The sequence below is a fragment of the Enterobacter cloacae complex sp. IR5418 genome (genome assembly GCF_049238105.1).
In the GTDB taxonomy this organism is placed as follows: domain Bacteria; phylum Pseudomonadota; class Gammaproteobacteria; order Enterobacterales; family Enterobacteriaceae; genus Enterobacter; species Enterobacter hormaechei.
The window spans coordinates 349,810-370,615 of record NZ_JBMKHS010000001.1 but is presented as its reverse complement, the minus strand read 5'-3'; the positions used below and the strand labels follow the sequence as shown (position 1 = coordinate 370,615).

The 20,806-nt window shown below is 54.0% G+C and carries 19 protein-coding genes and 1 rRNA gene; 12 read left to right on the top strand and 8 right to left on the bottom strand.

The features are described from left to right. The first annotated feature begins 216 nt into the window (after window positions 1-216). The 3 genes from rrf (at window position 217) to ACOTX7_RS01680 (ending at window position 2,371) form a co-directional block, all read left to right on the top strand. Window positions 217-332: ribosomal RNA gene (gene rrf, locus ACOTX7_RS01690) — 5S ribosomal RNA — on the top strand. 127 nt (window positions 333-459) lie between these two features. Beyond that, window positions 460-912: a DUF4385 domain-containing protein gene (locus ACOTX7_RS01685; RefSeq protein ID WP_006811623.1), complete on the top strand. Its 453-nt coding sequence runs from the start codon at window positions 460-462 to the stop codon at window positions 910-912. Between the two features lie 151 nt (window positions 913-1,063). Beyond that, a complete protein-coding gene (locus ACOTX7_RS01680; RefSeq protein ID WP_006811622.1) occupies window positions 1,064-2,371 on the top strand; it encodes an MFS transporter in 1,308 nt (435 codons plus the stop codon). Here the strand turns inward: ACOTX7_RS01680 and ACOTX7_RS01675 are convergent. From ACOTX7_RS01675 to trxC, 5 genes are all read right to left on the bottom strand, one after another. After that, window positions 2,368-2,691 carry a YfiM family lipoprotein gene (locus ACOTX7_RS01675; protein ID WP_047353710.1) on the bottom strand — a complete coding sequence of 108 codons (324 nt, stop codon included), beginning with the start codon at window positions 2,689-2,691 and terminating at the stop codon, window positions 2,368-2,370. The two genes, ACOTX7_RS01680 and ACOTX7_RS01675, sit on opposite strands and share 4 nt — an antisense overlap. 44 nt (window positions 2,692-2,735) lie before the next feature. After that, window positions 2,736-4,091 carry a CDP-diacylglycerol--serine O-phosphatidyltransferase gene (gene pssA / locus ACOTX7_RS01670; protein WP_006811620.1) on the bottom strand — a complete coding sequence of 452 codons (1,356 nt, stop codon included), beginning with the start codon at window positions 4,089-4,091 and terminating at the stop codon, window positions 2,736-2,738. 109 nt (window positions 4,092-4,200) lie between these two features. Further along, window positions 4,201-6,864 (bottom strand): bifunctional acetate--CoA ligase family protein/GNAT family N-acetyltransferase, encoded by a 2,664-nt coding sequence (locus ACOTX7_RS01665; protein WP_221256349.1) that lies wholly within the window; start codon window positions 6,862-6,864, stop codon window positions 4,201-4,203. A gap of 35 nt (window positions 6,865-6,899) precedes the next feature. Continuing rightward, window positions 6,900-7,598 (bottom strand): tRNA-uridine aminocarboxypropyltransferase, encoded by a 699-nt coding sequence (tapT, locus tag ACOTX7_RS01660; RefSeq protein ID WP_047353708.1) that lies wholly within the window; start codon window positions 7,596-7,598, stop codon window positions 6,900-6,902. A 69-nt stretch (window positions 7,599-7,667) separates the two neighbouring features. Beyond that, the gene (gene trxC / locus ACOTX7_RS01655) at window positions 7,668-8,087 is read right to left on the bottom strand and encodes a thioredoxin TrxC (RefSeq protein WP_006811617.1); all 420 of its coding nucleotides are present in this window, start codon (window positions 8,085-8,087) and stop codon (window positions 7,668-7,670) included. A gap of 204 nt (window positions 8,088-8,291) precedes the next feature. Between trxC and ACOTX7_RS01650 the strand changes: the two genes are divergently transcribed. After that, window positions 8,292-9,377, top strand: a complete 1,086-nt coding sequence (locus tag ACOTX7_RS01650) for a tRNA/rRNA methyltransferase (protein ID WP_006811616.1) — start codon at window positions 8,292-8,294, stop codon at window positions 9,375-9,377. 38 nt (window positions 9,378-9,415) lie between these two features. Here the strand turns inward: ACOTX7_RS01650 and ung are convergent, their stop codons facing one another. Then, window positions 9,416-10,105 carry a uracil-DNA glycosylase gene (gene ung, locus ACOTX7_RS01645; protein WP_221256348.1) on the bottom strand — a complete coding sequence of 230 codons (690 nt, stop codon included), beginning with the start codon at window positions 10,103-10,105 and terminating at the stop codon, window positions 9,416-9,418. A gap of 315 nt (window positions 10,106-10,420) precedes the next feature. On the opposite strand from ung, the gene grcA reads away from it, so the two are divergent. Next, window positions 10,421-10,804: an autonomous glycyl radical cofactor GrcA gene (grcA, locus tag ACOTX7_RS01640; protein WP_006176733.1), complete on the top strand. Its 384-nt coding sequence runs from the start codon at window positions 10,421-10,423 to the stop codon at window positions 10,802-10,804. Between the two features lie 51 nt (window positions 10,805-10,855). Here the strand turns inward: grcA and srmB are convergent, their stop codons facing one another. After that, a complete protein-coding gene (srmB, locus tag ACOTX7_RS01635) occupies window positions 10,856-12,184 on the bottom strand; it encodes an ATP-dependent RNA helicase SrmB (RefSeq protein WP_006811614.1) in 1,329 nt (442 codons plus the stop codon). Between the two features lie 132 nt (window positions 12,185-12,316). Here srmB and trmN point away from each other — a divergent pair, with 132 nt between their 5' ends. Continuing rightward, window positions 12,317-13,054, top strand: coding sequence for a tRNA(1)(Val) (adenine(37)-N(6))-methyltransferase TrmN (gene trmN, locus ACOTX7_RS01630; RefSeq protein ID WP_221256347.1), 738 nt, complete (start codon window positions 12,317-12,319; stop codon window positions 13,052-13,054). On the opposite strand, the gene nadB is transcribed toward trmN, so the two are convergent. After that, window positions 13,039-14,658: an L-aspartate oxidase gene (gene nadB / locus ACOTX7_RS01625; protein ID WP_047353705.1), complete on the bottom strand. Its 1,620-nt coding sequence runs from the start codon at window positions 14,656-14,658 to the stop codon at window positions 13,039-13,041. The two genes, trmN and nadB, sit on opposite strands and share 16 nt — an antisense overlap. Window positions 14,659-15,083: 425 nt before the next feature. On the opposite strand from nadB, the gene rpoE reads away from it, so the two are divergent. From rpoE to lepB, 6 genes are all read left to right on the top strand, one after another. Further along, window positions 15,084-15,659, top strand: a complete 576-nt coding sequence (rpoE, locus tag ACOTX7_RS01620; RefSeq protein ID WP_006176728.1) for an RNA polymerase sigma factor RpoE — start codon at window positions 15,084-15,086, stop codon at window positions 15,657-15,659. A gap of 31 nt (window positions 15,660-15,690) precedes the next feature. Further along, window positions 15,691-16,341 (top strand): anti-sigma-E factor RseA, encoded by a 651-nt coding sequence (gene rseA, locus ACOTX7_RS01615; protein ID WP_006811610.1) that lies wholly within the window; start codon window positions 15,691-15,693, stop codon window positions 16,339-16,341. After that, window positions 16,341-17,294 (top strand): sigma-E factor regulatory protein RseB, encoded by a 954-nt coding sequence (rseB, locus tag ACOTX7_RS01610; protein WP_003860717.1) that lies wholly within the window; start codon window positions 16,341-16,343, stop codon window positions 17,292-17,294. The genes rseA and rseB overlap by 1 nt, the downstream gene beginning before the upstream one ends. Further along, complete coding sequence (gene rseC / locus ACOTX7_RS01605) at window positions 17,291-17,767, top strand: SoxR-reducing system protein RseC (RefSeq protein WP_006811609.1); 477 nt, start codon at window positions 17,291-17,293, stop codon at window positions 17,765-17,767. Before rseB ends, rseC begins: the two co-directional genes overlap by 4 nt. Window positions 17,768-17,951: 184 nt before the next feature. Further along, window positions 17,952-19,757 carry a translation elongation factor 4 gene (gene lepA, locus ACOTX7_RS01600; RefSeq protein ID WP_003860714.1) on the top strand — a complete coding sequence of 602 codons (1,806 nt, stop codon included), beginning with the start codon at window positions 17,952-17,954 and terminating at the stop codon, window positions 19,755-19,757. Between the two features lie 15 nt (window positions 19,758-19,772). Then, on the top strand, window positions 19,773-20,747 hold the full coding sequence (lepB, locus tag ACOTX7_RS01595; RefSeq protein WP_003860712.1) for a signal peptidase I: 975 nt from the start codon (window positions 19,773-19,775) through the stop codon (window positions 20,745-20,747). Window positions 20,748-20,806 lie beyond the last annotated feature (59 nt).

The window sequence follows — 20,806 nt, the reverse complement described above, 5'->3', positions numbered from 1 at the left end:
ATACTAATGAACCGTGAGGCTTAACCTTACAACGCCGAAGATGTTTTGGCGAAGAGACAAGATTTTCAGCTTAGATTCAGAGTCCGAAGGATTTTGCGCTGAGACAAGGCGGCAAACGAAGGAAAGGAAGGAGCATACTGAGGTATATGACTGACTTTACGAGAGCAGCCAACGCAGTATCAGTGCGAAAGACACAGGACAGAGCACAGGAATTTGCCTGGCGGCTTTAGCGCGGTGGTCCCACCTGACCCCATGCCGAACTCAGAAGTGAAACGCCGTAGCGCCGATGGTAGTGTGGGGTCTCCCCATGTGAGAGTAGGGAACTGCCAGGCATTAATTAGAAGAACCCCGTACCGAAAGGTGCGGGGTTTTTTGCTTTGTGCGCGCAAAACATGCCGGATAGCGGCTTCCCCTTATCCGGCCTACAATTGTTAAAACAATTTTAACAATGGTGCCGCTTTGACTCGTCCTTTTGATTATCAACAAGATTTTGCCAATATAAATTTTCGCGAACATCCCGAACGGTACCAGGTTGGCCGGGGTGAGCAGGGCGTATTGATGGTCGAGCCTTATAAAAGCGAAATCCTGCCGCACTGGCGTTATAAAAATGCTGAAGTCGCAGCGCGTTCGGCAGAAGAGATCTACGCCCTCTTTGAAGAGTACCGCAGGAATAACGATTTTGTAGGTATGGATATGGCGCGTAAATTCATACAGATGGGATACACTCGTGCCCGGCGATACGCCAATCATAAAGGCGGAAAAAAGTATGATGAGAAGCGCCAGGTCAAACCCCTCGATCACGATCCAGTGAAAGCAGAAGCCGCTGCGGTATTCAAAACGTGGTGGGATAAAATTCGTGCTGATGAAGATTATTTGCAGCGAAAAAAGGCGCACCAGCAAGCGTGGGGATAATTACTACGTCCGCTAATAATTTGATACCTGATCGAGTTCACAAAATTTAATGAAACATCTTGGAAACATTTTATTTACCTAACGATTCGTTTTAAATCCGGTTTTACTGGTTGTGGGCAATGGCCCGCAATGTGAGACAGGGGATTTTAAAATGACAGAAACCGTAGCCAGTGCAGATACGGATAATACCAGTTTAGCAGGCAAGGATACTCGCCGTCGGGTTTGGGCAATCGTTGGGGCTTCATCGGGGAACCTTGTAGAGTGGTTTGATTTTTACGTCTATTCATTCTGTTCGCTCTACTTTGCGCATATCTTTTTCCCGTCAGGGAACACCACAACTCAGCTTCTGCAAACCGCAGGCGTTTTTGCCGCCGGGTTCCTGATGCGTCCCATTGGCGGATGGCTGTTCGGCAGGATTGCGGACAGGAAAGGGCGTAAGACATCCATGCTCATCTCCGTTTGCATGATGTGCGTCGGCTCGCTGGTGATTGCCTGCCTGCCCGGATATGACACTATCGGAACATGGGCACCCGCGTTGTTGCTGCTGGCACGTCTTTTCCAGGGGCTGTCAGTAGGCGGCGAATACGGCACCAGTGCGACATACATGAGCGAAGTGGCTGTTGAAGGGCGCAAAGGTTTCTATGCATCATTCCAGTATGTGACGCTCATTGGTGGGCAACTGCTGGCGTTACTGGTTGTGGTGATACTTCAACAGATCCTTAGCGATGAAGATTTACGCGCCTGGGGCTGGCGCATCCCGTTTGCCATGGGGGCAGCCCTGGCGGTTGTGGCGCTGTGGTTACGCCGTCAGCTTGATGAAACCTCCCAACAGGAGGTCAGGGCGTTGAAAGAAGCCGGTTCGATGAAAGGACTGTGGCGAAACCGCAAAGCATTTTTGATGGTATTAGGCTTTACCGCCGCAGGCTCACTAAGCTTCTATACCTTCACCACCTATATGCAAAAATACCTGGTCAATACCACGGGCATGCATGCTAACGTTGCGAGTGTCGTCATGACGGTGGCGTTACTGGTCTTTATGCTCATCCAGCCGATCGTCGGCGCACTGTCGGACAAAATAGGTCGCCGCACTTCCATGCTGATCTTTGGCGGCATGCTCACCCTGGGTACCGTTCCGCTTTTGACCGCGCTACAGCATACAACCTCTCCGTATGCCGCTTTTGCTTTGATCATGGTGGCGCTCATTATTATCAGTTTTTACACGGCAATCAGTGGCATTTTGAAAGCGGAAATGTTTCCCGCACAGGTGAGGGCGCTGGGCGTAGGTCTCTCTTATGCGGTCGCTAACGCCCTGTTCGGTGGTTCGGCAGAGTATGTCGCGCTATCGCTTAAGTCATGGGGCAGTGAAACGACCTTCTTCTGGTATGTCACCGTTATGGGAGCGCTGGCGTTTATTGTCTCGCTGATGCTGCATCGCAAAGGAAAAGGTATTCGTCTTTAATAATGCGCCATCTGCCAGACAGCGTAGCCGGTTGTTGCTCCGGCTACGTCCCAGGCAAAATCTTTCCAGCTCCAGCCGCTTCCTGAGGGGCGGCTATCCCAAAGTTCTTTTGATGCTCCCAGGCTGAGGGAGAACATCAGGCCGATTGTGGCACTTCGATCCCGGCTATATCCCTGATGCAGCGCATATTCATTACCCGCAGCGGACAACATTGCAGACGCGAGAAAGTGTTGAGCTTTATCCTGACCGGACCAGCTATCATTTGCCATATGGCTGCAACCGGTCAGGAAAAGAGGGATTACCAGGAAAGGCGTACGCATTAACAGACTCCATAAAAAAGCCCCGTCAATGACAGGGCCGTGTATTACAGAATGCGGCTGATGAGGCGATCGATACGGATCCGGCGTAGACGGCGAATCAGCTTGCGGACTTTCACCGGATAGTCAGCGATGCTTTGCAGATCGCGATAATGACGAACCACGGTAGTATGGGTGCGTATCAGCTCCAGTTCACGATCGCGTTTCGCAGCTAATGCATGCTGAGGATCGTGAATAAGAATGGCGTTTTCTAAATCCAGGCGCCAGGCGCGTGGGTTCAGGTTATTACCGGTCAGCAGCATCCACTCATCATCCACCCACATCCCTTTGAGGTGATAGCTGTTGTCTTCATCTTTCCAGAGACGCACCACCAGCTGGTCAGTGTTCACATAGTACTGTAAACGGCTCAGGAAGCGACGCAGGTTAATCTCATAGAGATAAGGCAGTGCGCCGATGATCTTGAAAGGCTGATCTTCCGGAATGAAAAAGTCGTTTGCCGTTTTATCTCCGACAATGATTTCCACCTTTTTACCATCACGCAGCAGCTGAATGATATTACGCACCAGGACGGCGGGAAGGTTAAAATATGGGGTGCAGATGGTGAGCTTATGCTCTGCGCACGGCATCAAATGGAAGATTGTCTTGTTCAGGAGGCTCGATTTACCCAGACCTACCAGAGGCGTAACGGACAACTCTTCATTGTTGGCATCACCCTGAAAACGATAAACCGCATCGCGCAGTTCCTGACGGAAGGAGCGAACGTCGTTTTTAATTTCCGGGCTTTTCGGGCGATGAGGATCGTCAAGACGGTGCACACCCCGGCCATGTACCAGGTTTTTATCAACCCAGTTGAACATGATGTCGGCCATCTGCGGATTACGGATCAGATGGTAGCGATCGTAACGGTATTTATCGAGCTGATGGAGATAAACATCATTCAGGCTGGCGCCGCTATAAAGGACGCTGTCATCAATGATAAATCCTTTAAAATGAAGAACGCCAAGCGCTTCACGGGTATTCACAGGTACGCCATAAACCGGAATATCAATACCCGGATTTTCCTGGGCCGTGCGGCAATACCAGTCAGCATTGGTATTCGAGGCCGCCGCACCAATACGGCCACGCTGAGCACGGTGCCAGTCAACCAGCACGCGAACATCCAGTTCCGGACGCTGACGTTTCGCTTCATAGAGCGCGTTCAGGATCGCACGCCCACCTTCATCTTGTTCAAGATAGAGCGCCACGATGCAAATACGTCGCGTCGCGCTGGCAATCTTTTCCAGAAGCGTCTCCCGGAAATGAGCGGGAGCATAAAAGAACTCTACATCATCAACTGACTGAGAAATCTTCGGTAGTTGAGCAAGGTGTTGTTGATGTTTGTTACGCTTAAATTTTGACAACATCACAGTGCGTTTCTTCTCTGTTCATTGAAGGGTTGTCTGTACCAGGCAAACAACATAAGCGGACAATGATACCCCAGTGCCGGGAAAAGTGGGTAACATTTCCAGCAGCTTACTCTTGTTTCTCCGTTGATGTCAGGCTGAGGGACAGGGAGACAATGCCTTCATCCAGCTGGATATCTACGTCAAAACCGAGCTTCCGCGCCAGGGTCACCATACCCCGATTGTTTGGCATAGTAATGCCATTCAGGCGTGACAATCCGTGATCCCGCGTATAACCAATGAGTTTTTCGAGCAGCCGTCTGCCCAACCCCAAACCCTTAAGATCGGAACGCACCAGTACGGCAAACTCCGCATCCACGTTATCCGGGTCGGAAATGGCACGCGTCACGCCGAGGATCTCCTCGCCCTCTCCGGCACGGCGAACCGCCACAATCGCCATTTCTCGATCGTAGTCGATCTGGGTCATATTGGCTAAATCGTCGTGGGTAAATTCATTGATTTCGCTGAAATAGCGATAGTACAAATCTTCCTTCGTCACCTGCGAGATGAACGCCCGCAGCAGCGGCTCGTCTTCCGGCAGGATAGGGCGAAACAGCGCCCGCTCCCCATTTTTCATCTCCACCCACTCTTCCAGATGAAGAGGATAAGGACGAATGGCGAGACGGCTTTCCCGGTCACCGACAAAGGGCGCAATATCCAGCGTCACGTCCAGCGCGGTAAATTCATTTCCGGAGGCAAGGAGGGGGTGGATATCCAGGCGCTGGATCTCCGCGCAGTCAACGATGAGGTTGGAGACCTTCACCAGGAACTGGCTTAACCCGGCGATATCAAGCGGCCTCAGAGCGCTTCTCCCGCGAATTTTTTTACTTTTGATGGCCTGAATAATCAAATAACGCGCCAGGTTCATGTTTAGAGGGGGAAGCGCGACAACCGCCTGTTCTTCTGGCCGCCATTCAACGCCGCCTTCACCCAGCATAATTAGCGGACCAAAAACCGGATCATGTTCGACAACTACGCGCAGCTCCTGCGCGCCCGCACGGTTAGCCATGCTCTGCACCAGCAGACCGTGGATCCGGGCCTGTGGCCACGTCATTTTAACGCGATCGATAATGGCATCTGCGGCCTGTTGCACTTCTGTCGCGGTGCGCAGATACAGCATGACGCCCTGAACATCCGATTTGTGCGGAATATCGGGAGAGCGCAGTTTCAGCGCGACCGGGTAGCCAATCTGCTCAGCGATATGTACCGCTTCCGCGCTGTCGCCGGCAATCCAGGTGGGCAGGGTTTGCATCCCATAGCTGCCAAGAATGGGTTGTACCTCATGTGTATCAAGAGAAGTGGCGCCCTCTTCGATGGCCTGCTGCAAAAGCCTGTGCACGTCCACTGAATTTGCGGTGAGATTGCCCGGCAGGGCAGGCGTTTCACGCAGCTGCTTCTGGTTACGGCGGTATTCCACCATATGCATAAAGGCGGTAATCGTGCCCTCCGGGGTACGGTAGGTTGGCAACCCGGCTTCACTAAACAGACGCCGTGCCTCCTGCGAGGAGAACTCGCCGCACCAGTTGGTCAACAAGGTGACGTATTTGCCGCGCGGATGGTTTCGGACAGCCTCAATCAACGCCCGCGCACTTTCGCTGCCTGGCGCAACCGCGCTGGGCGAATGGATAATCATCAGCGCATCAAAGTCCTGGCTATCCAGTAAAATCGTGATCGCCTTAATGTAACGATCGCTGCTGGCATCATCGCGTAAATCGAGGGGATTATCGGGAACAACGCTTCCCGGTAACGCGTCCCGCAGGCGCTTGAGCGTCTCTTCACCCAGCGTTGCCAGCTTGCCGTTGCGTAGCCAGAGTTCGTCCAGCGCCAGGGCGGCGGGAGCGGCACCGTTGCTGACAATCATCAGCTTTTCACCGCGCAGGGGGCGCATGTGGCTTAACGTTTCGACGGCAGAAAAAAGCTCGTGTGTGTCCTGTACCCGCAGTAAACCGGCGCGCTGGATCGCTGCATCCCATGCGGGATCCATCCCGGAACGGGAATGCAGCAGGCGCTGAGCCGCGGGGCTGCGCCCGCTTTTGATGACCAGAATCGGTTTATTACGCGATGCGCTACGCGACGCCGACACAAAACGACGGGCGTCGCTCAGGTGTTCAAGGTAGAGCAGGATAGCGCTGGTTTTGCTGTCACGCGCCAGGAAATCCAGCAGCTCATCGACCTCAATGTCCAGGCTGTCGCCCAGGGCGATGAAATAGGAAAAACCCATCTCACGCTGTTGCGCCCAGTCGAGGATGGTATTGGATACCGCAGCCGACTGTGAAATAAAGGCCAGTTTGCCTTTGCGGATCGGAACCGGGGAAAAACTGGCATTCAGCCCTTGCCAGGGCGCAAGCAGGCCGAGGCTGTTCGGACCAAGAATGCGCATCTGGTAGCGGCTGGCGCAGGCCAGCAGTTCAGGCTGCTGTTCAGGAGGCGAGGAAAGAATAATGCAGGTTTTACAGCCTTTCTGGCCGAGGGACTCAAGCAGCTCGAGGTTTCGTTTCGCATGCGTACAGAGCACGGCGAGGTCGGGAACAAACGGTAAATGTTGCACATCCGGCCACGCCAGCACCCCCTGTACCGCCTTATAAGCGGGCGTAACGGGCATTACCGGGCCGTTAAACCCGCCAGCCAGCAGGTTACGCATCATCAGATACCCTGCGCGGTCCGGTTTCATCGAGGCGCCAATAACGGCAATGGATTTCGGACGGAGTAGCGCTTCTAACCCTCTCTGGCTCATGCAGGCCTCCTGTGAATGCAAGCGAACTGATGATTTTAAACGCTTTCTGACTCTGTTGCTGTGACACTCCCCTTATGAACGGTTTTTCCCGCCAGATAACGTTCGCGAAAGCACGAGAAGTGGGAACCCAGCGCGCCAGCCGCCTGGGTATCGCCCGCCAGATCCAGTAGCGCAATGGCGACTTCAGCGGTGCAATATTGACCGTCAGCATGCGCTTCACGTAAGCGATAAGCCGAAACGCGCGACAGATCGACGGAAATCACCGGCAGCGCATCGAGATACGGACTTTTGCGAAACATCTTTCTCGCTTCGGTCCAGGTGCCGTCGAGCATAATAAACAGCGGCGGCTTACCGGATGGCGGCACCGTAAGCACCTGACGCTGTTCGCCTGCATAGGATGCCGGGAATACGACCATGGGCTGATAGTCCGGGTTTGCCACCAGGTCGAGCAGAGCCTGAGGAGGTTCAGTGCGCGACCACTGAAACGCTGCGGTGTCTGGCAGAATATCGGCGATCAGACGCCCCGTGTTGCTGGGCTTCATCGGTTCGGTATCGAACATGACCAGACAAAAGCGGCTTTTCGCCTCGCTCGGTGCAAGCGTTTCACACAGGCACACTTTTAGCGGTAAAAGACAGCGCTGGCAGCGGCGAATACGATTGCCTCGGGCCAGAAAAGGGCGGGTGGCGCGCGCAAGACGCTCGGCGCGTAATTGAAGTACAGCGTTATCAGTCATGGGCGAAAGGCAGGAAAAACCCCATTTTCGCAGAGGAGAGAACGGGGCACAAGATGTGCCCCGTGAATGTTACAGGGATTCGTTTAACCAGCTGTCGAAAGGCGCTTTCGGAACTGCGCCGTTGAGCATGTCGATCACTTCACCATTTTTGAAAATCATAATGGTTGGAATGCTGCGAATACGAAAACGGGCGCTGAGTTCACGTTCCGCTTCGGTATTCACTTTAACAAAACGCATTTTCCCGCTGCGCTCTTCAGCCACGTCCTCGAAGACGGGCGCAAAGTTACGGCAAGGGCCACACCACGGTGCCCAGAAATCGACCACAACAGGCAGATCGTCCTTGAGGAGTTTGTCCAGCGTAGCACCCGTCGCGTTAATGACATCGCCATCAAATAATTCATGGCCACAACGCCCGCATTTCGCACCATCATCCATCCGATCGTCCGGAATGCGGTTTAAAGCCTGACAGTTGGCACATACGGTATTCATAACTAACCTCTGATAGAGCCGGGGAACAACGGCAGAGCGCCGATAATGTTTCTGATATGTTACACATTATCAGTGAGCCTGTATCAAAGGACAACGCGTTTTATTCAATGGGAACAATAGTCACAGGCTTTTGTACGAAATTATGGCTATGAGCTTGCACATCGGGTAATCTGCGCGCTTCGCGCAGCGCTGGTGGAGAAAAGCATGAACGACGAAATGAAAAACAAAAGCGGCAAGGTCAAAGTGATGTATGTCCGCAGTGATGATGACTCTGATAAACGCACCCAAAATCCGCGTACCGGAAAAGGTGGCGGGCGTCCGGCGTCTTCTCGTGCAGACGGTGGCCGTCGCCCCGCCCGCGATGACAGAAATAACCGCGGCGATGACCGCAAACGTGATGACCGTAAGCGTGACGATCGCAAACGCGATGATGTTGTCCGCGACGGTGGATCGCCATGGCGTACCGTATCTCGTGCGCCGGGTGAAGAGGCGGCTGAAAAAGCCGATCACGGCGGTATCAGCGGGAAAAGCTTTATCGATCCGGAAGTGCTGCGTCGTCAGCGTGCCGAAGAGACCCGTGTATACGGCGAGAATGCCTGTCAGGCCCTGTTCCAGAGCCGCCCGGAGTGTATCGTTCGCGCATGGTTTATCCAGAGCGTGACCCCGCGCTTTAAAGAAGCGCTGCGCTGGATGGCAGCGAACCGCAAAGCCTACCATGTGGTTGATGATGCCGAGCTGACAAAAGCGTCCGGGACTGAACACCACGGTGGCGTCTGCTTCCTGATCAAAAAACGTAACGGCACCACCGTGCAGCAGTGGGTCAGCCAGGCGGATGCCGATGACTGCGTGCTGGCGCTGGAAGATGTGGGTAACCCGCATAATCTGGGTGCTATGATGCGTAGCTGTGCGCACTTTGGCGTGAAAGGCGTGCTGTTGCAGGATGCCGCGCTGCTGGAGTCCGGTGCGGCAATTCGTACTGCTGAAGGTGGTGCTGAGCATGTTCAGCCGATCACCGGCGACAGCGTGCTGGATGCCCTCGAGCAGTTCCGTAAAGCGGGCTACACCATTGTCACCACTTCAAGCCGTGCCGCGACGCCGCTGTTTAAAGCGACGCTGCCACGCAAAATGGTGCTGGTGTTAGGTCAGGAGCGTGATGGTCTGTCTGATGCGGCGCTCTCCAGCGCGGATCTGAGCGTCTCTATCGACGGCACTGGCAACGTTGAAAGCCTGAACGTATCCGTTGCGACCGGTGTGCTGCTGGCCGAGTGGTGGCGTCAGAACAAAGCATAAGACTTTTATGTGCCGGGTCTGACCCGGCACATTCAAACCTACTCGCTCTCTGCCGGTAACACAGGCATCCAGTCAATCGGTTTTTCGCCGCGTTTTTCCAGCCACTCATTCGTCAGAACAAAATGGTTACAGCCAAAGAAACCGCGATGCGCAGACAGCGGCGACGGGTGTGGCGCTTTCAACACATGATGGCGTTGACGGTCAATAATCGCCCCTTTTTTTTGTGCATGCGAACCCCAGAGTAAAAACACGACCCCTTCACGATGCTCATTGATCAGGCTGATGACCTTATCGGTAAAGGTTTCCCATCCCAGGCTGGCGTGAGAGTGCGCCTGTCCCGCCCGGACAGTTAATACGGTATTCAGCAACAGCACACCCTGACGCGCCCAGCTTTCGAGATAGCCGTGATGAGGGCGGGTAAAACCGGGTATCGTTCCTTCAAGCTCTTTATACATATTCAGCAGAGAAGGGGGGATGGCAACGCCCGGACGCACGGAGAAAGCCAGTCCGTGAGCCTGCCCGGGGCCGTGGTACGGATCCTGCCCCAGAATAACCACCTTAACATCGCTCAGTTCGGTGTAGCGAAAGGCGTTAAACACATCTTTCTGCGGCGGATAAATTGTCTGCCCGGCCTGCCGTTCAGCTGCAACGGTGCTGAGGGTATTAATAAAATAGGGCTGCTGCTTCTCTTCTGCCAGCACGTCATGCCAGGTTAAATGTGTTGTCATCTCGCTCTCCTGCGAATTTCAATCTGTGTCTAGCTTACCTGCTAAACCCCAATGAGCAAAATTACCCGCGGAAAAGCAGGCTAAGTATCTCAATTTGCGTTGGAAACTACACCCGTTAAGCCGAATTGGTAAGTCTCTGGAATTGATCTGAAACAAAAAATGCAGACCACACTCTTTGTGTGGTTAGTGATTTTGTTGATTTAAATCAATAAATGACCCGGGTCTGAATGTTATATATACACACAACAAACAATGGTTTTACCAATTGGCCGCACAAGGCCAGCATCAGTTAATGTAGCCTAAGGGAGGCAACACATGATTACAGGTATCCAGATTACTAAAGCGGCAAATGACGATCTGCTGAACTCTTTCTGGCTGCTGGACAGCGAGAAAAACGAAGCGCGCTGTGTAGTAGCGAAAGCAGGTTTTGCGGAAGACGAAATCGTTCCGGTTAACAAACTGGGCGAAATTGAATACCGTGAAATTCCAATGGAAGTGCAGCCGGAAGTGCGCGTGGAAGGTGGTCAGCACCTGAACGTTAACGTCCTGCGTCGTGAAACGCTGATGGATGCCGTTGAGCACCCGGAAAAATACCCACAGCTGACCATCCGTGTGTCTGGCTATGCGGTGCGTTTCAACTCTCTGACCCCGGAACAGCAGCGCGACGTTATTGCGCGTACCTTTACTGAAAGCCTGTAAGGTTTCAGCCACGGGGGTGGAATAAAAAAGCCGGGAGATTCCCGGCTTTTTTTACTCTTCGGTTTTCGTCTCTGGCGCAGCAGAGCTTGGCTTACGGCGCTTACCAATATTCTTGGTATCGCGGTGGCGCTGCTTAACGCGCGGCTTCTCTTTTTCTTTCTCTTTTCTCTCAGCACGTTTCGCGAGCGCTTTCTTGGACGGTTTACCCGTCATTTTTTCACTCGGCGCACGTGTGGTCGGACGAAGCCCGTCAATCACGCGAGCTTTAAGCGGCTCATCAACGTAGCGGCCAATTTTCTGAAGCAGCAGATGATCGTGCGCTTCTACCAGAGAGATAGCAATACCCTTGCGGCCCGCACGGCCGGTACGACCAATACGGTGCAGGTAAGTATCTCCGCTGCGCGGCATATCAAAGTTGATCACGTGGCTCACGTCCGGGATATCGATTCCGCGTGCGGCAACGTCGGTGGCAACCAGCACATTCACGCGACCATCGGTCAGGCGCTTAATCCCTTCGGTACGCTTAACCTGCGCCATTTCACCTTCGAGATAGCAGTTGTTGATGCCAGCGTTGCGCAGCATTTCAGCCAGCTCATGCACGCGCTCACGTTTGCGAACGAAGACGATGGTACGGGTTGCCTCTTCCTGCTTCAGCAGATGTTTCAGCAACTCAACCTTATGCTCAAGGTTATCTGCGCGGTAGTACCACTGGTGGATCTTCTTCCGCTCACGCGTCGATGGCGTAGCGGACACTTCCACCGGATCTTCCAGCAGACGTTCGGCGAAATCTTTGATGGCATCCCCTTCAAGGGTTGCCGAGAACAGCATAGTCTGGTTACGCCAGCGCGTTTCGCCCGCGATGTGCTCGATATCCTGGGCAAAGCCCATGTCCAGCATGCGGTCAGCTTCATCGAGAATCAGCGTCTCCACCGCGCGGCAGTCGAAATTCTCTTCTTTTATGTATTGCAGCAGACGGCCTGTCGTCGCGACAACGATATCCTGGTTTTCGCTGAACACTTCGGCGTGGTTCATATACGCTACGCCGCCGGTGATGGTCGCGATATCCAGATGGGTGTTCGCTGCCAGCTCACGCGCGTGTTCGGCAACCTGCATCGCCAGTTCACGGGTCGGGGTCAGGATCAAAATGCGCGGCGGGCCTGATTTTTTACGCGGAAAATCGAGCAAATGCTGCAACACAGGCAGCAAGTAGGCTGCTGTCTTCCCCGTGCCGGTTGGCGCAGAACCGAGCACATCGCGGCCCTCAAGCGCAGGCGGAATGGCCGCGGCCTGAATGGCGGTCGGGCGTGTAAAGCCTTTGCTCTCAAGGGCATTGAGCAGGCTTTCATCGAGTTCAAGTTCGGAAAAAGTCGTTACAGTCATGTTCTACCTCTGTGTGGGGCGCTGATTATAGACGTTACGGCTGTAATCTTCATCTGTTTGTATGGATATCGCTTTTCGACCACTTCGCTTTCCCCTATGCTACTCCAGTTTCACTCAGAAGGTTGCCCTGACATGTCTCAACTCAAAGCGCAGTTGCGCCGCGATGGTTTTACGTTTAAACAGTTTTTTGTGGCGCACGATCGTTGTGCGATGAAAGTCGGTACAGACGGTATTTTACTGGGTGCATGGGCGCCTGTCGCAGGTGTCAAACGCATTCTGGATATTGGTACGGGCAGCGGGCTTCAGGCGCTGATGCTGGCGCAGCGTACAGAAGAACACGTCACGATCGACGCCGTTGAGCTTGATCCTCAGGCGGCCCGGCAGGCAAGTGAAAACGCTGCCGACTCTCCGTGGGCAGAACGCATCAGGGTGGAATGTGCCGATGTGCTGACCTGGGCGCCGGAGCAGACCGCGCGTTACGATTTGATTGTCAGCAATCCGCCGTATTATGCGCCAGGCGTGGAATGTGGAACGCCGGAACGCGAGCAGGCACGCTACACCGGCTCGCTCGATCACAAGGCGCTACTGAGCAGTGCGGCGGAGCTCATCTCGGAAGAGGGATTTTTCTGCGTGGTATTGCCTGAAAGCACAGGCAATACCTTCATTTCGATTGCAAGGGAGATCGGCTGGAATTTGCGTCTTCGTACCGATATTTCGGATACGGAAGGGCGCTTACCGCACCGCGTGTTGCTGGCGCTCTCGCCGAAAGAGGGGGAGTGCTTTATCGACAGGATGGTCATTCGTGGGCCAGACCAGCGTTATTCCGAAGATTACACTGCTCTGACCCAGGCCTTTTATCTGTTTATGTGAGCCTGCGGGGACAACACCGACGGGCCGGAAACCTCCAGCGTGTCGGGATAGTCCAGCGTATAATGCAGCCCTCGACTCTCCTTGCGCATCATCGCACAGCGCACAATCAGCTCGGCTACCTGCACAAGGTTACGCAGCTCCAGCAGATTATTGGAAACACGGAAGTTGGCGTAATATTCATCAATTTCCTGCTGCAACATCATGATGCGGCGTAACGCGCGCTCCAGACGCTTCGTTGTGCGTACAATGCCGACATAATCCCACATGAAAAGCCGCAGCTCGTGCCAGTTATGCTGGATAACCACCAGTTCGTCCGGGTTCTCTACCCGGCTTTCATCCCAGGCTGGCAGGTGTGTTGTCGGACGTGCATAGGGCATGCGTTTGGTAATATCTTCCGCAGCCGACCACCCGTACACCAGACACTCCAGCAGCGAGTTTGATGCCATGCGATTCGCCCCATGCAGGCCGGTGTAACTGACCTCGCCGATCGCATACAAGCCATCTACGTCGGTACGACCATGATCGTCAACCATTACCCCGCCACAGGTATAGTGGGCGGCAGGCACAATTGGCACCGGATCGCGGGTTAAATCGATACCCAGGCCCAGCAGCTTTTCGTAAATCATCGGGAAGTGCTGGCGAATAAAATCTGCCGGTTTGTGGCTGATGTCCAGATACATACAGTCCACGCCAAGCCGCTTCATCTCATGGTCAATGGCGCGGGCCACGATATCCCGCGGTGCCAGCTCACCTCTCGGGTCGAAGTCCGGCATAAACCTGGAACCGTCCGGGCGCTTCAGATACGCGCCTTCGCCGCGCAACGCTTCCGTCAGCAGGAAGTTACGCGCCTGCGGGTGGAACAGGGCGGTAGGATGGAACTGATTAAACTCCAGATTCGCCACGCGGCAGCCTGCGCGCCAGGCCATGGCGATACCGTCTCCGGAGGCGATATCCGGGTTAGTCGTATACTGGTAAACCTTGGAAGCGCCACCGGTCGCCAGCACTACGGCTTTTGCCTGGCAGGTTTCCACTTTTTCTTTATTACGATTCCATACCCATGCACCGACAACGCGGCGCGTACCAGGCAGGCCAATCTTATCGGAAATAATCAGGTCGACGGCGTTGCTGCGCTCCAGCACCCGGATATTGGGATGGCTGAGGGCTTTGCTGACCAGCGTGGTTTCAACCGCTTTTCCGGTTGCATCAGCAGCGTGCAGAATACGGCGGTGGCTGTGGCCGCCTTCACGGGTCAGATGATAGCTCTCTTCACCATTAGGCTGAACCTGCGTATCAAACAGCACGCCCTGGTCGATAAGCCATTGCACGCAGTGACGGGCATTGCTGGCGACAAACTCTGCGGCATGCTCATCCACGATCCCGGCACCGGCAATCAGGGTGTCTTCGACGTGCGAGGCAATGCTGTCCGTTTCATCAAACACGGCGGCAATCCCGCCTTGTGCATAGAAAGTGGAACCTTCGCTCATCGGCCCTTTACTCAGCACGATTACGTTCTGATGTTCCGCCAGGCGCAGCGCGAGGGAAAGTCCGGCAGCACCGCTACCGATGATCAGTACATCACAATGAAGTTCAGGCGTCGTGTTCATGATGTTTGTTTAATTTACTAAACATGGTGCAGGGAGAATAGCATTGTGATGCGAGATATCGCACGTTTTTTTTGATGCGTGTTGCAATGACTAAACGAAAGGTCGGAAGTGAAATCTGCGCTAAACGGCCGGAAATATTTTGCGAAGCAGATCGTTAGCTTCAGATTTTGTGGTGAAATAAAGCCTGTGTTGCGTTACTCTTCTGACGATAAAGTTGATGATTCTTGTCAGAAAGCGGGTGCGTATCGTGAACAGACTTATAATGAGAGAAAATGAACAGTCTGCGGCGCGATGATCAAAAACAAAGGCGTTACGGAACTTATTGAAGAACAGACACTCTAATTCGGTGCTTGCTCAAAGTGCAATGTTGTTAGAGTGGCGTTTCGATAACGCGTGGAATTTGGTTTGGGGAGACATTACCTCGGATGAGCGAGCAGTTAACGGACCAGGTCCTGGTTGAACGGGTCCAGAAGGGAGATCAGAAAGCTTTTAACCTACTGGTGGTGCGCTACCAGCATAAGGTAGCGAGTCTGGTTTCCCGCTATGTACCGTCAGGCGATGTGCCTGATGTGGTACAAGAGTCTTTTATTAAGGCCTATCGCGCGCTGGATTCATTCCGGGGGGATAGTGCTTTTTATACCTGGCTGTATCGCATTGCAGTCAATACGGCTAAGAATTATTTGGTTGCTCAGGGTCGTCGTCCGCCTTCAAGTGATGTTGACGCTATCGACGCAGAAAACTTCGAAAGTGGCGGTGCGCTGAAAGAAATTTCGAACCCTGAGAACTTAATGTTGTCAGAAGAACTGAGACAAATCGTTTTTCGCACGATCGAGTCGCTTCCGGAAGATTTACGCATGGCAATTACGTTACGGGAGCTGGATGGCCTAAGCTATGAAGAGATAGCTGCCATCATGGATTGTCCGGTCGGCACGGTTCGTTCACGAATTTTCCGTGCGCGAGAAGCCATTGATAATAAAGTTCAACCGCTTATCAGGCGTTGACGATAGCGGGATACTGGAAAAGGTATTAGGCATGCAGAAAGAAAAACTTTCCGCTTTAATGGATGGTGAAACGCTGGATAATGAGCTGCTCAATGAGTTGTCTCATTCTCCCGAAATGCAACAGACCTGGGAGAGCTATCATCTTATCCGCGACACTCTGCGCGGTGATACCAGTGAGGTTCTCCATTTCGATATCTCAGCACGCGTTATGGCGGCCATTGAGAACGAACCTGTTCATCAGACCACGCCGCTGATTCCTGAAGCGCAGCCTGCACCTCACCAGTGGCAGAAAATGCCGTTCTGGCACAAGGTGCGTCCATGGGCCAGCCAGCTCACCCAGATGGGGGTCGCTGCGTGCGTATCGCTTGCAGTTATCGTTGGGGTCCAGCACTATAATACTCAGTCTGAAGCCAATCAGCAGCCTGAAGCGCCAGTGTTCAATACGCTGCCGATGATGGGTAAAGCCAGCCCGGTTAGCCTGGGCGTACCGGCAGATGCCTCCGCAAGCGGCGGACAGCAACAGCAGGTACAGGAGCAGCGTCGTCGCATTAATGCGATGTTGCAGGATTACGAGTTGCAGCGTCGTCTGCACTCCGAGCAGCTTCAGTTTGAGCAGGCCCAAACCCAGCAGGCTGCTGTGCAGGTGCCAGGAAACCAAACTTTAGGAACGCAATCGCAGTAATGAAGCAACTTTGGTTCGCCATGTCCTTGATGGCGGGTAGCCTGTTCTTCTCTGCTAACGCCTCGGCTGATGTTTCATCCGGGGCGTTGTTGCAGCAAATGAATCTGGCCAGCCAGTCACTCAATTACGAGTTGGCATTTATCAGCATCAATAAGCAGGGTGTCGAATCGTTGCGCTATCGCCACGCCCGCCTTGATAATCAGCCGCTCGCCCAGCTTTTGCAGATGGATGGCCCGCGTCGGGAAGTGGTCCAGCGTGGGAATGAAATCAGCTATTTCGAGCCAGGCCTTGAGCCATTTACGCTCAATGGCGACTACATCGTTGATTCCCTGCCGTCGCTCATTTATACCGATTTTAAACGTCTTGCCCCCTACTATGATTTTATCTCGGTGGGGCGAACGCGTATTGCCGACAGGCTGTGCGAAGTGATCCGCGTTGTCGCGCGGGATGGCACACGTTACAGCTATATCGTCTGGATCGACGCCGAGACGAAGCTGCCAATGCGGGTTGATCTGCTCGATCGCGACGGTGAAACGCTGGAACAGTTCCGCGTGATCTCCTTCGATGTGAACAGTCAGGTTGGCAACAGCATGCAGAATCTGGCCAAAGCCAGCCTGCCGCCTTTGCTTTCCGTACCTGCTGGCGATTCTGTCAATTTCAACTGGGTACCTTCCTGGATCCCACAAGGGTTTAGCGAAGTTTCCAGCAGCCGTCGCCAGCTGCCGACCATTGAAACACCGGTTGAATCGCGACTTTATTCCGATGGTCTGTTTAGCTTCTCGGTGAATATCAACCGTGCTACGGCGAACAGTTCCGAACAGATGCTCCGTACTGGTCGCCGGACGGTCAGCACGACGGTGCGCGATAATGCGGAAATTACCATTGTCGGTGAATTACCGCCGCCAACGGCAAAACGTATTTCAGACAGCATTAAATTCAGGGCTGCACAATGATCAAAGAGTGGGCCACGGTCGTATCCTGGCAGGATGGCGTAGCGCTTGTCAGCTGTGATGTGAAAGCCTCATGCAGCAGTTGCGCTTCGCGAGCCGGTTGCGGCAGCCGCGTGTTGAATAAGCTGGGGCCGCAGACGTCGCACACTATTGCTGTGCCGAGCGACCAACCGCTGGTGGCTGGGCAAAAAGTGGAGCTGGGCATCGCTGAAGGCAGCCTGCTCACTTCCGCCATGCTGGTTTACCTTTCTCCGCTGGCAGGCCTGTTCGTAATGGGCGGGGTTTTCCAGATGCTGTTCGGCACCGATTTGGCCGCCATGTGCGGGGCCGCTTTGGGCGGCGTGGGCGGATTTTGGCTTGCTAAAGGCGTTTCCCCAAGGCTTGCCGCCCGGGAAGCCTGGCAGCCTGTCATCCTCAGCGTTGCGCTGGCACCCGACCAGCTTCGTGTTGAGACGCTCTCTTCTGAGGCCCGGTGATCGCCGGGCTTTATTATTATTTACACCCCGATAAAGAAAACCTCGTCTCTGCGCGCTATACCTGGCTCTAAGTGCATTTCCAGCGGACGAGGATGTAGTGTAGAATGCTGCGTTTTCGCACTGAAAAACGTCAGGCTAAGAACAGCGGCCTCCAGGAATTCGTAAGGCATAATTATTTAACTATATGAAGAACATACGTAACTTTTCGATCATTGCTCACATTGACCACGGTAAGTCGACGCTGTCTGACCGTATTATCCAGATTTGCGGTGGCCTGTCTGATCGTGAAATGGCAGCCCAGGTTCTGGACTCCATGGACCTGGAACGCGAACGCGGTATTACCATCAAAGCGCAGAGCGTGACGCTCGACTATAAAGCTTCCGATGGTGAAACCTATCAACTGAACTTTATCGACACCCCAGGGCACGTTGACTTCTCTTATGAAGTGTCACGCTCACTGGCGGCCTGTGAAGGCGCGCTGCTGGTGGTGGATGCCGGGCAGGGCGTAGAGGCCCAGACGCTGGCAAACTGCTACACCGCCATGGAAATGGATCTCGAAGTGGTGCCGGTTCTGAATAAAATCGACCTGCCAGCCGCCGATCCTGAACGCGTAGCGGAAGAGATTGAAGACATCGTCGGTATTGATGCGACTGATGCCGTGCGCTGTTCGGCGAAAACCGGCGTAGGCGTTCCGGATGTACTGGAACGTCTGGTGCGTGACATTCCGCCGCCGGAAGGCGACCCGGATGCGCCGCTACAGGCGCTGATCATCGACTCCTGGTTTGATAACTACTTGGGCGTTGTCTCGCTGGTGCGTATTAAAAACGGCACCATGCGTAAAGGCGACAAAATCAAGGTCATGAGCACCGGACAGGTCTACAACGCCGATCGTCTGGGCATCTTCACGCCAAAACAGGTTGACCGTACCGAACTGAAATGCGGCGAAGTGGGCTGGCTGGTCTGTGCAATTAAAGACATCCTCGGCGCGCCAGTGGGCGATACCCTGACCGGCGCACGTAACCCGGCAGATAAAGCGCTGCCAGGCTTCAAAAAGGTGAAACCGCAGGTATATGCGGGCCTGTTCCCGGTTAGCTCTGATGACTACGAGAACTTCCGCGACGCGCTCGGCAAGCTGAGCCTGAACGATGCCTCCCTGTTCTACGAGCCAGAAAGCTCAACGGCGCTGGGCTTCGGCTTCCGCTGTGGCTTCCTCGGTCTGCTGCACATGGAGATCATTCAGGAACGTCTGGAGCGTGAATACGATCTTGATCTGATCACCACCGCCCCGACGGTTGTCTACGAAGTCGAAACCACGTCGAAAGAGGTGATCTACGTCGATAGCCCGTCCAAGCTTCCGCCGCTGAATAATATTCAGGAACTGCGTGAGCCTATCGCAGAGTGTCACATGCTGCTGCCGCAGGAGTTCCTCGGCAACGTGATCACTCTGTGTATTGAGAAGCGTGGCGTGCAGACCAACATGGTTTACCACGGTAATCAGGTGGCGCTGACCTATGAAATTCCGATGGCGGAAGTGGTGCTCGACTTCTTCGACCGTCTGAAGTCCACCTCCCGTGGCTATGCGTCGCTGGACTACAACTTCAAACGCTTCCAGGCTTCGAACATGGTGCGTGTGGACGTGCTGATCAACGGCGAACGCGTGGATGCGCTGGCGCTGATCACTCACAACGATAACGCGCCGTACCGTGGTCGTGAGCTGGTTGAGAAGATGAAAGATCTGATCCCGCGTCAGCAGTTTGACATTGCGATTCAGGCGGCTATCGGCAACCACATCATTGCCCGTTCAACCGTCAAGCAGCTGCGTAAAAACGTTCTGGCGAAGTGCTATGGCGGCGACGTCAGCCGTAAGAAAAAGCTGTTGCAGAAGCAGAAAGAAGGTAAGAAGCGTATGAAGCAGGTCGGTAACGTTGAACTGCCGCAGGAAGCATTCCTTGCCATCCTTCACGTTGGTAAAGACGGTAACGGTAAATAACCTTAAGGAGTTGGCATGGCGAACATGTTTGCCCTGATCCTGGTCATCGCTACCCTGGTGACAGGTCTGTTGTGGTGCCTGGATAAGTTTATCTTCGCCCCAAAACGCCGTGAACGTCAGGCTGCCGCGCAGGCAGCCACTGGCGATGCGCTGGACGCGAAAACCCTGAAAAAAGTCGGCCCGAAACCGGGCTGGCTGGAAACAGGGGCATCGGTATTCCCGGTGCTGGCAATTGTGCTGGTGGTGCGTTCATTTATCTATGAACCGTTCCAGATCCCGTCAGGATCGATGATGCCAACGCTGCTGATCGGCGATTTTATTCTGGTTGAGAAGTTTGCCTATGGCATCAAAGATCCGATCTACCAGAAAACGCTGATCGAAACGGGTCATCCGAAACGTGGCGATATCGTGGTGTTTAAATATCCGGAAGATCCGCGGCTGGACTATATTAAACGCGCGGTCGGTCTGCCGGGCGATAAAGTGACCTACGATCCGGTGGCGAAAGAGGTGACCATTCAGCCAGGCTGTAGCTCTGGTACCGCATGTGAAAATGCGCTGCCAGTTACCTACTCCAACGTTGAGCCTAGTGATTTTGTGCAGACCTTTGCCCGTCGTAACGGCGGTGAAGCGACCAGTGGCTTCTTCCAGGTGCCTAAAGGCGAAACCAAAGAGAACGGTATTCGTCTGGTTGAGCGCAAAGAGACGCTGGGTGATGTCACGCATCGCATTCTGACCGTGCCCATCGCGCAGGATCAGCTGGCAATGTACTACCAGCAGCCAGGCCAACAGCTGGCAACCTGGATTGTGCCGCCGGGACACTACTTCATGATGGGTGACAACCGCGATAACTCTGCGGACAGCCGTTACTGGGGCTTTGTGCCGGAGGCGAATCTGGTCGGTAAAGCAACCGCTATCTGGATGAGTTTTGAGAAGCAGGAAGGCGAGTGGCCAACCGGCGTTCGCCTGAATCGTATTGGCGGAATTCATTAATTTTCGTCAAAAATAACACGTAGCGGCTTTTATTCGCCGCTACGTGAATTATTTCAGCG

Coding starts and splice junctions, on each gene's coding strand:
- ACOTX7_RS01680 (WP_006811622.1), top strand. CDS start 1,064: ATGACAGAAACCGTAGCCAGTGCAGATACGGATAATACCAGTTTAGCA.
- ACOTX7_RS01675 (WP_047353710.1), bottom strand. CDS start 2,691: ATGCGTACGCCTTTCCTGGTAATCCCTCTTTTCCTGACCGGTTGCAGC.
- pssA (WP_006811620.1), bottom strand. CDS start 4,091: ATGTTGTCAAAATTTAAGCGTAACAAACATCAACAACACCTTGCTCAA.
- ACOTX7_RS01665 (WP_221256349.1), bottom strand. CDS start 6,864: ATGAGCCAGAGAGGGTTAGAAGCGCTACTCCGTCCGAAATCCATTGCC.
- tapT (WP_047353708.1), bottom strand. CDS start 7,598: ATGACTGATAACGCTGTACTTCAATTACGCGCCGAGCGTCTTGCGCGC.
- trxC (WP_006811617.1), bottom strand. CDS start 8,087: ATGAATACCGTATGTGCCAACTGTCAGGCTTTAAACCGCATTCCGGAC.
- ACOTX7_RS01650 (WP_006811616.1), top strand. CDS start 8,292: ATGAACGACGAAATGAAAAACAAAAGCGGCAAGGTCAAAGTGATGTAT.
- ung (WP_221256348.1), bottom strand. CDS start 10,105: ATGACAACACATTTAACCTGGCATGACGTGCTGGCAGAAGAGAAGCAG.
- grcA (WP_006176733.1), top strand. CDS start 10,421: ATGATTACAGGTATCCAGATTACTAAAGCGGCAAATGACGATCTGCTG.
- srmB (WP_006811614.1), bottom strand. CDS start 12,184: ATGACTGTAACGACTTTTTCCGAACTTGAACTCGATGAAAGCCTGCTC.
- trmN (WP_221256347.1), top strand. CDS start 12,317: ATGTCTCAACTCAAAGCGCAGTTGCGCCGCGATGGTTTTACGTTTAAA.
- nadB (WP_047353705.1), bottom strand. CDS start 14,658: ATGAACACGACGCCTGAACTTCATTGTGATGTACTGATCATCGGTAGC.
- rpoE (WP_006176728.1), top strand. CDS start 15,084: ATGAGCGAGCAGTTAACGGACCAGGTCCTGGTTGAACGGGTCCAGAAG.
- rseA (WP_006811610.1), top strand. CDS start 15,691: ATGCAGAAAGAAAAACTTTCCGCTTTAATGGATGGTGAAACGCTGGAT.
- rseB (WP_003860717.1), top strand. CDS start 16,341: ATGAAGCAACTTTGGTTCGCCATGTCCTTGATGGCGGGTAGCCTGTTC.
- rseC (WP_006811609.1), top strand. CDS start 17,291: ATGATCAAAGAGTGGGCCACGGTCGTATCCTGGCAGGATGGCGTAGCG.
- lepA (WP_003860714.1), top strand. CDS start 17,952: ATGAAGAACATACGTAACTTTTCGATCATTGCTCACATTGACCACGGT.
- lepB (WP_003860712.1), top strand. CDS start 19,773: ATGGCGAACATGTTTGCCCTGATCCTGGTCATCGCTACCCTGGTGACA.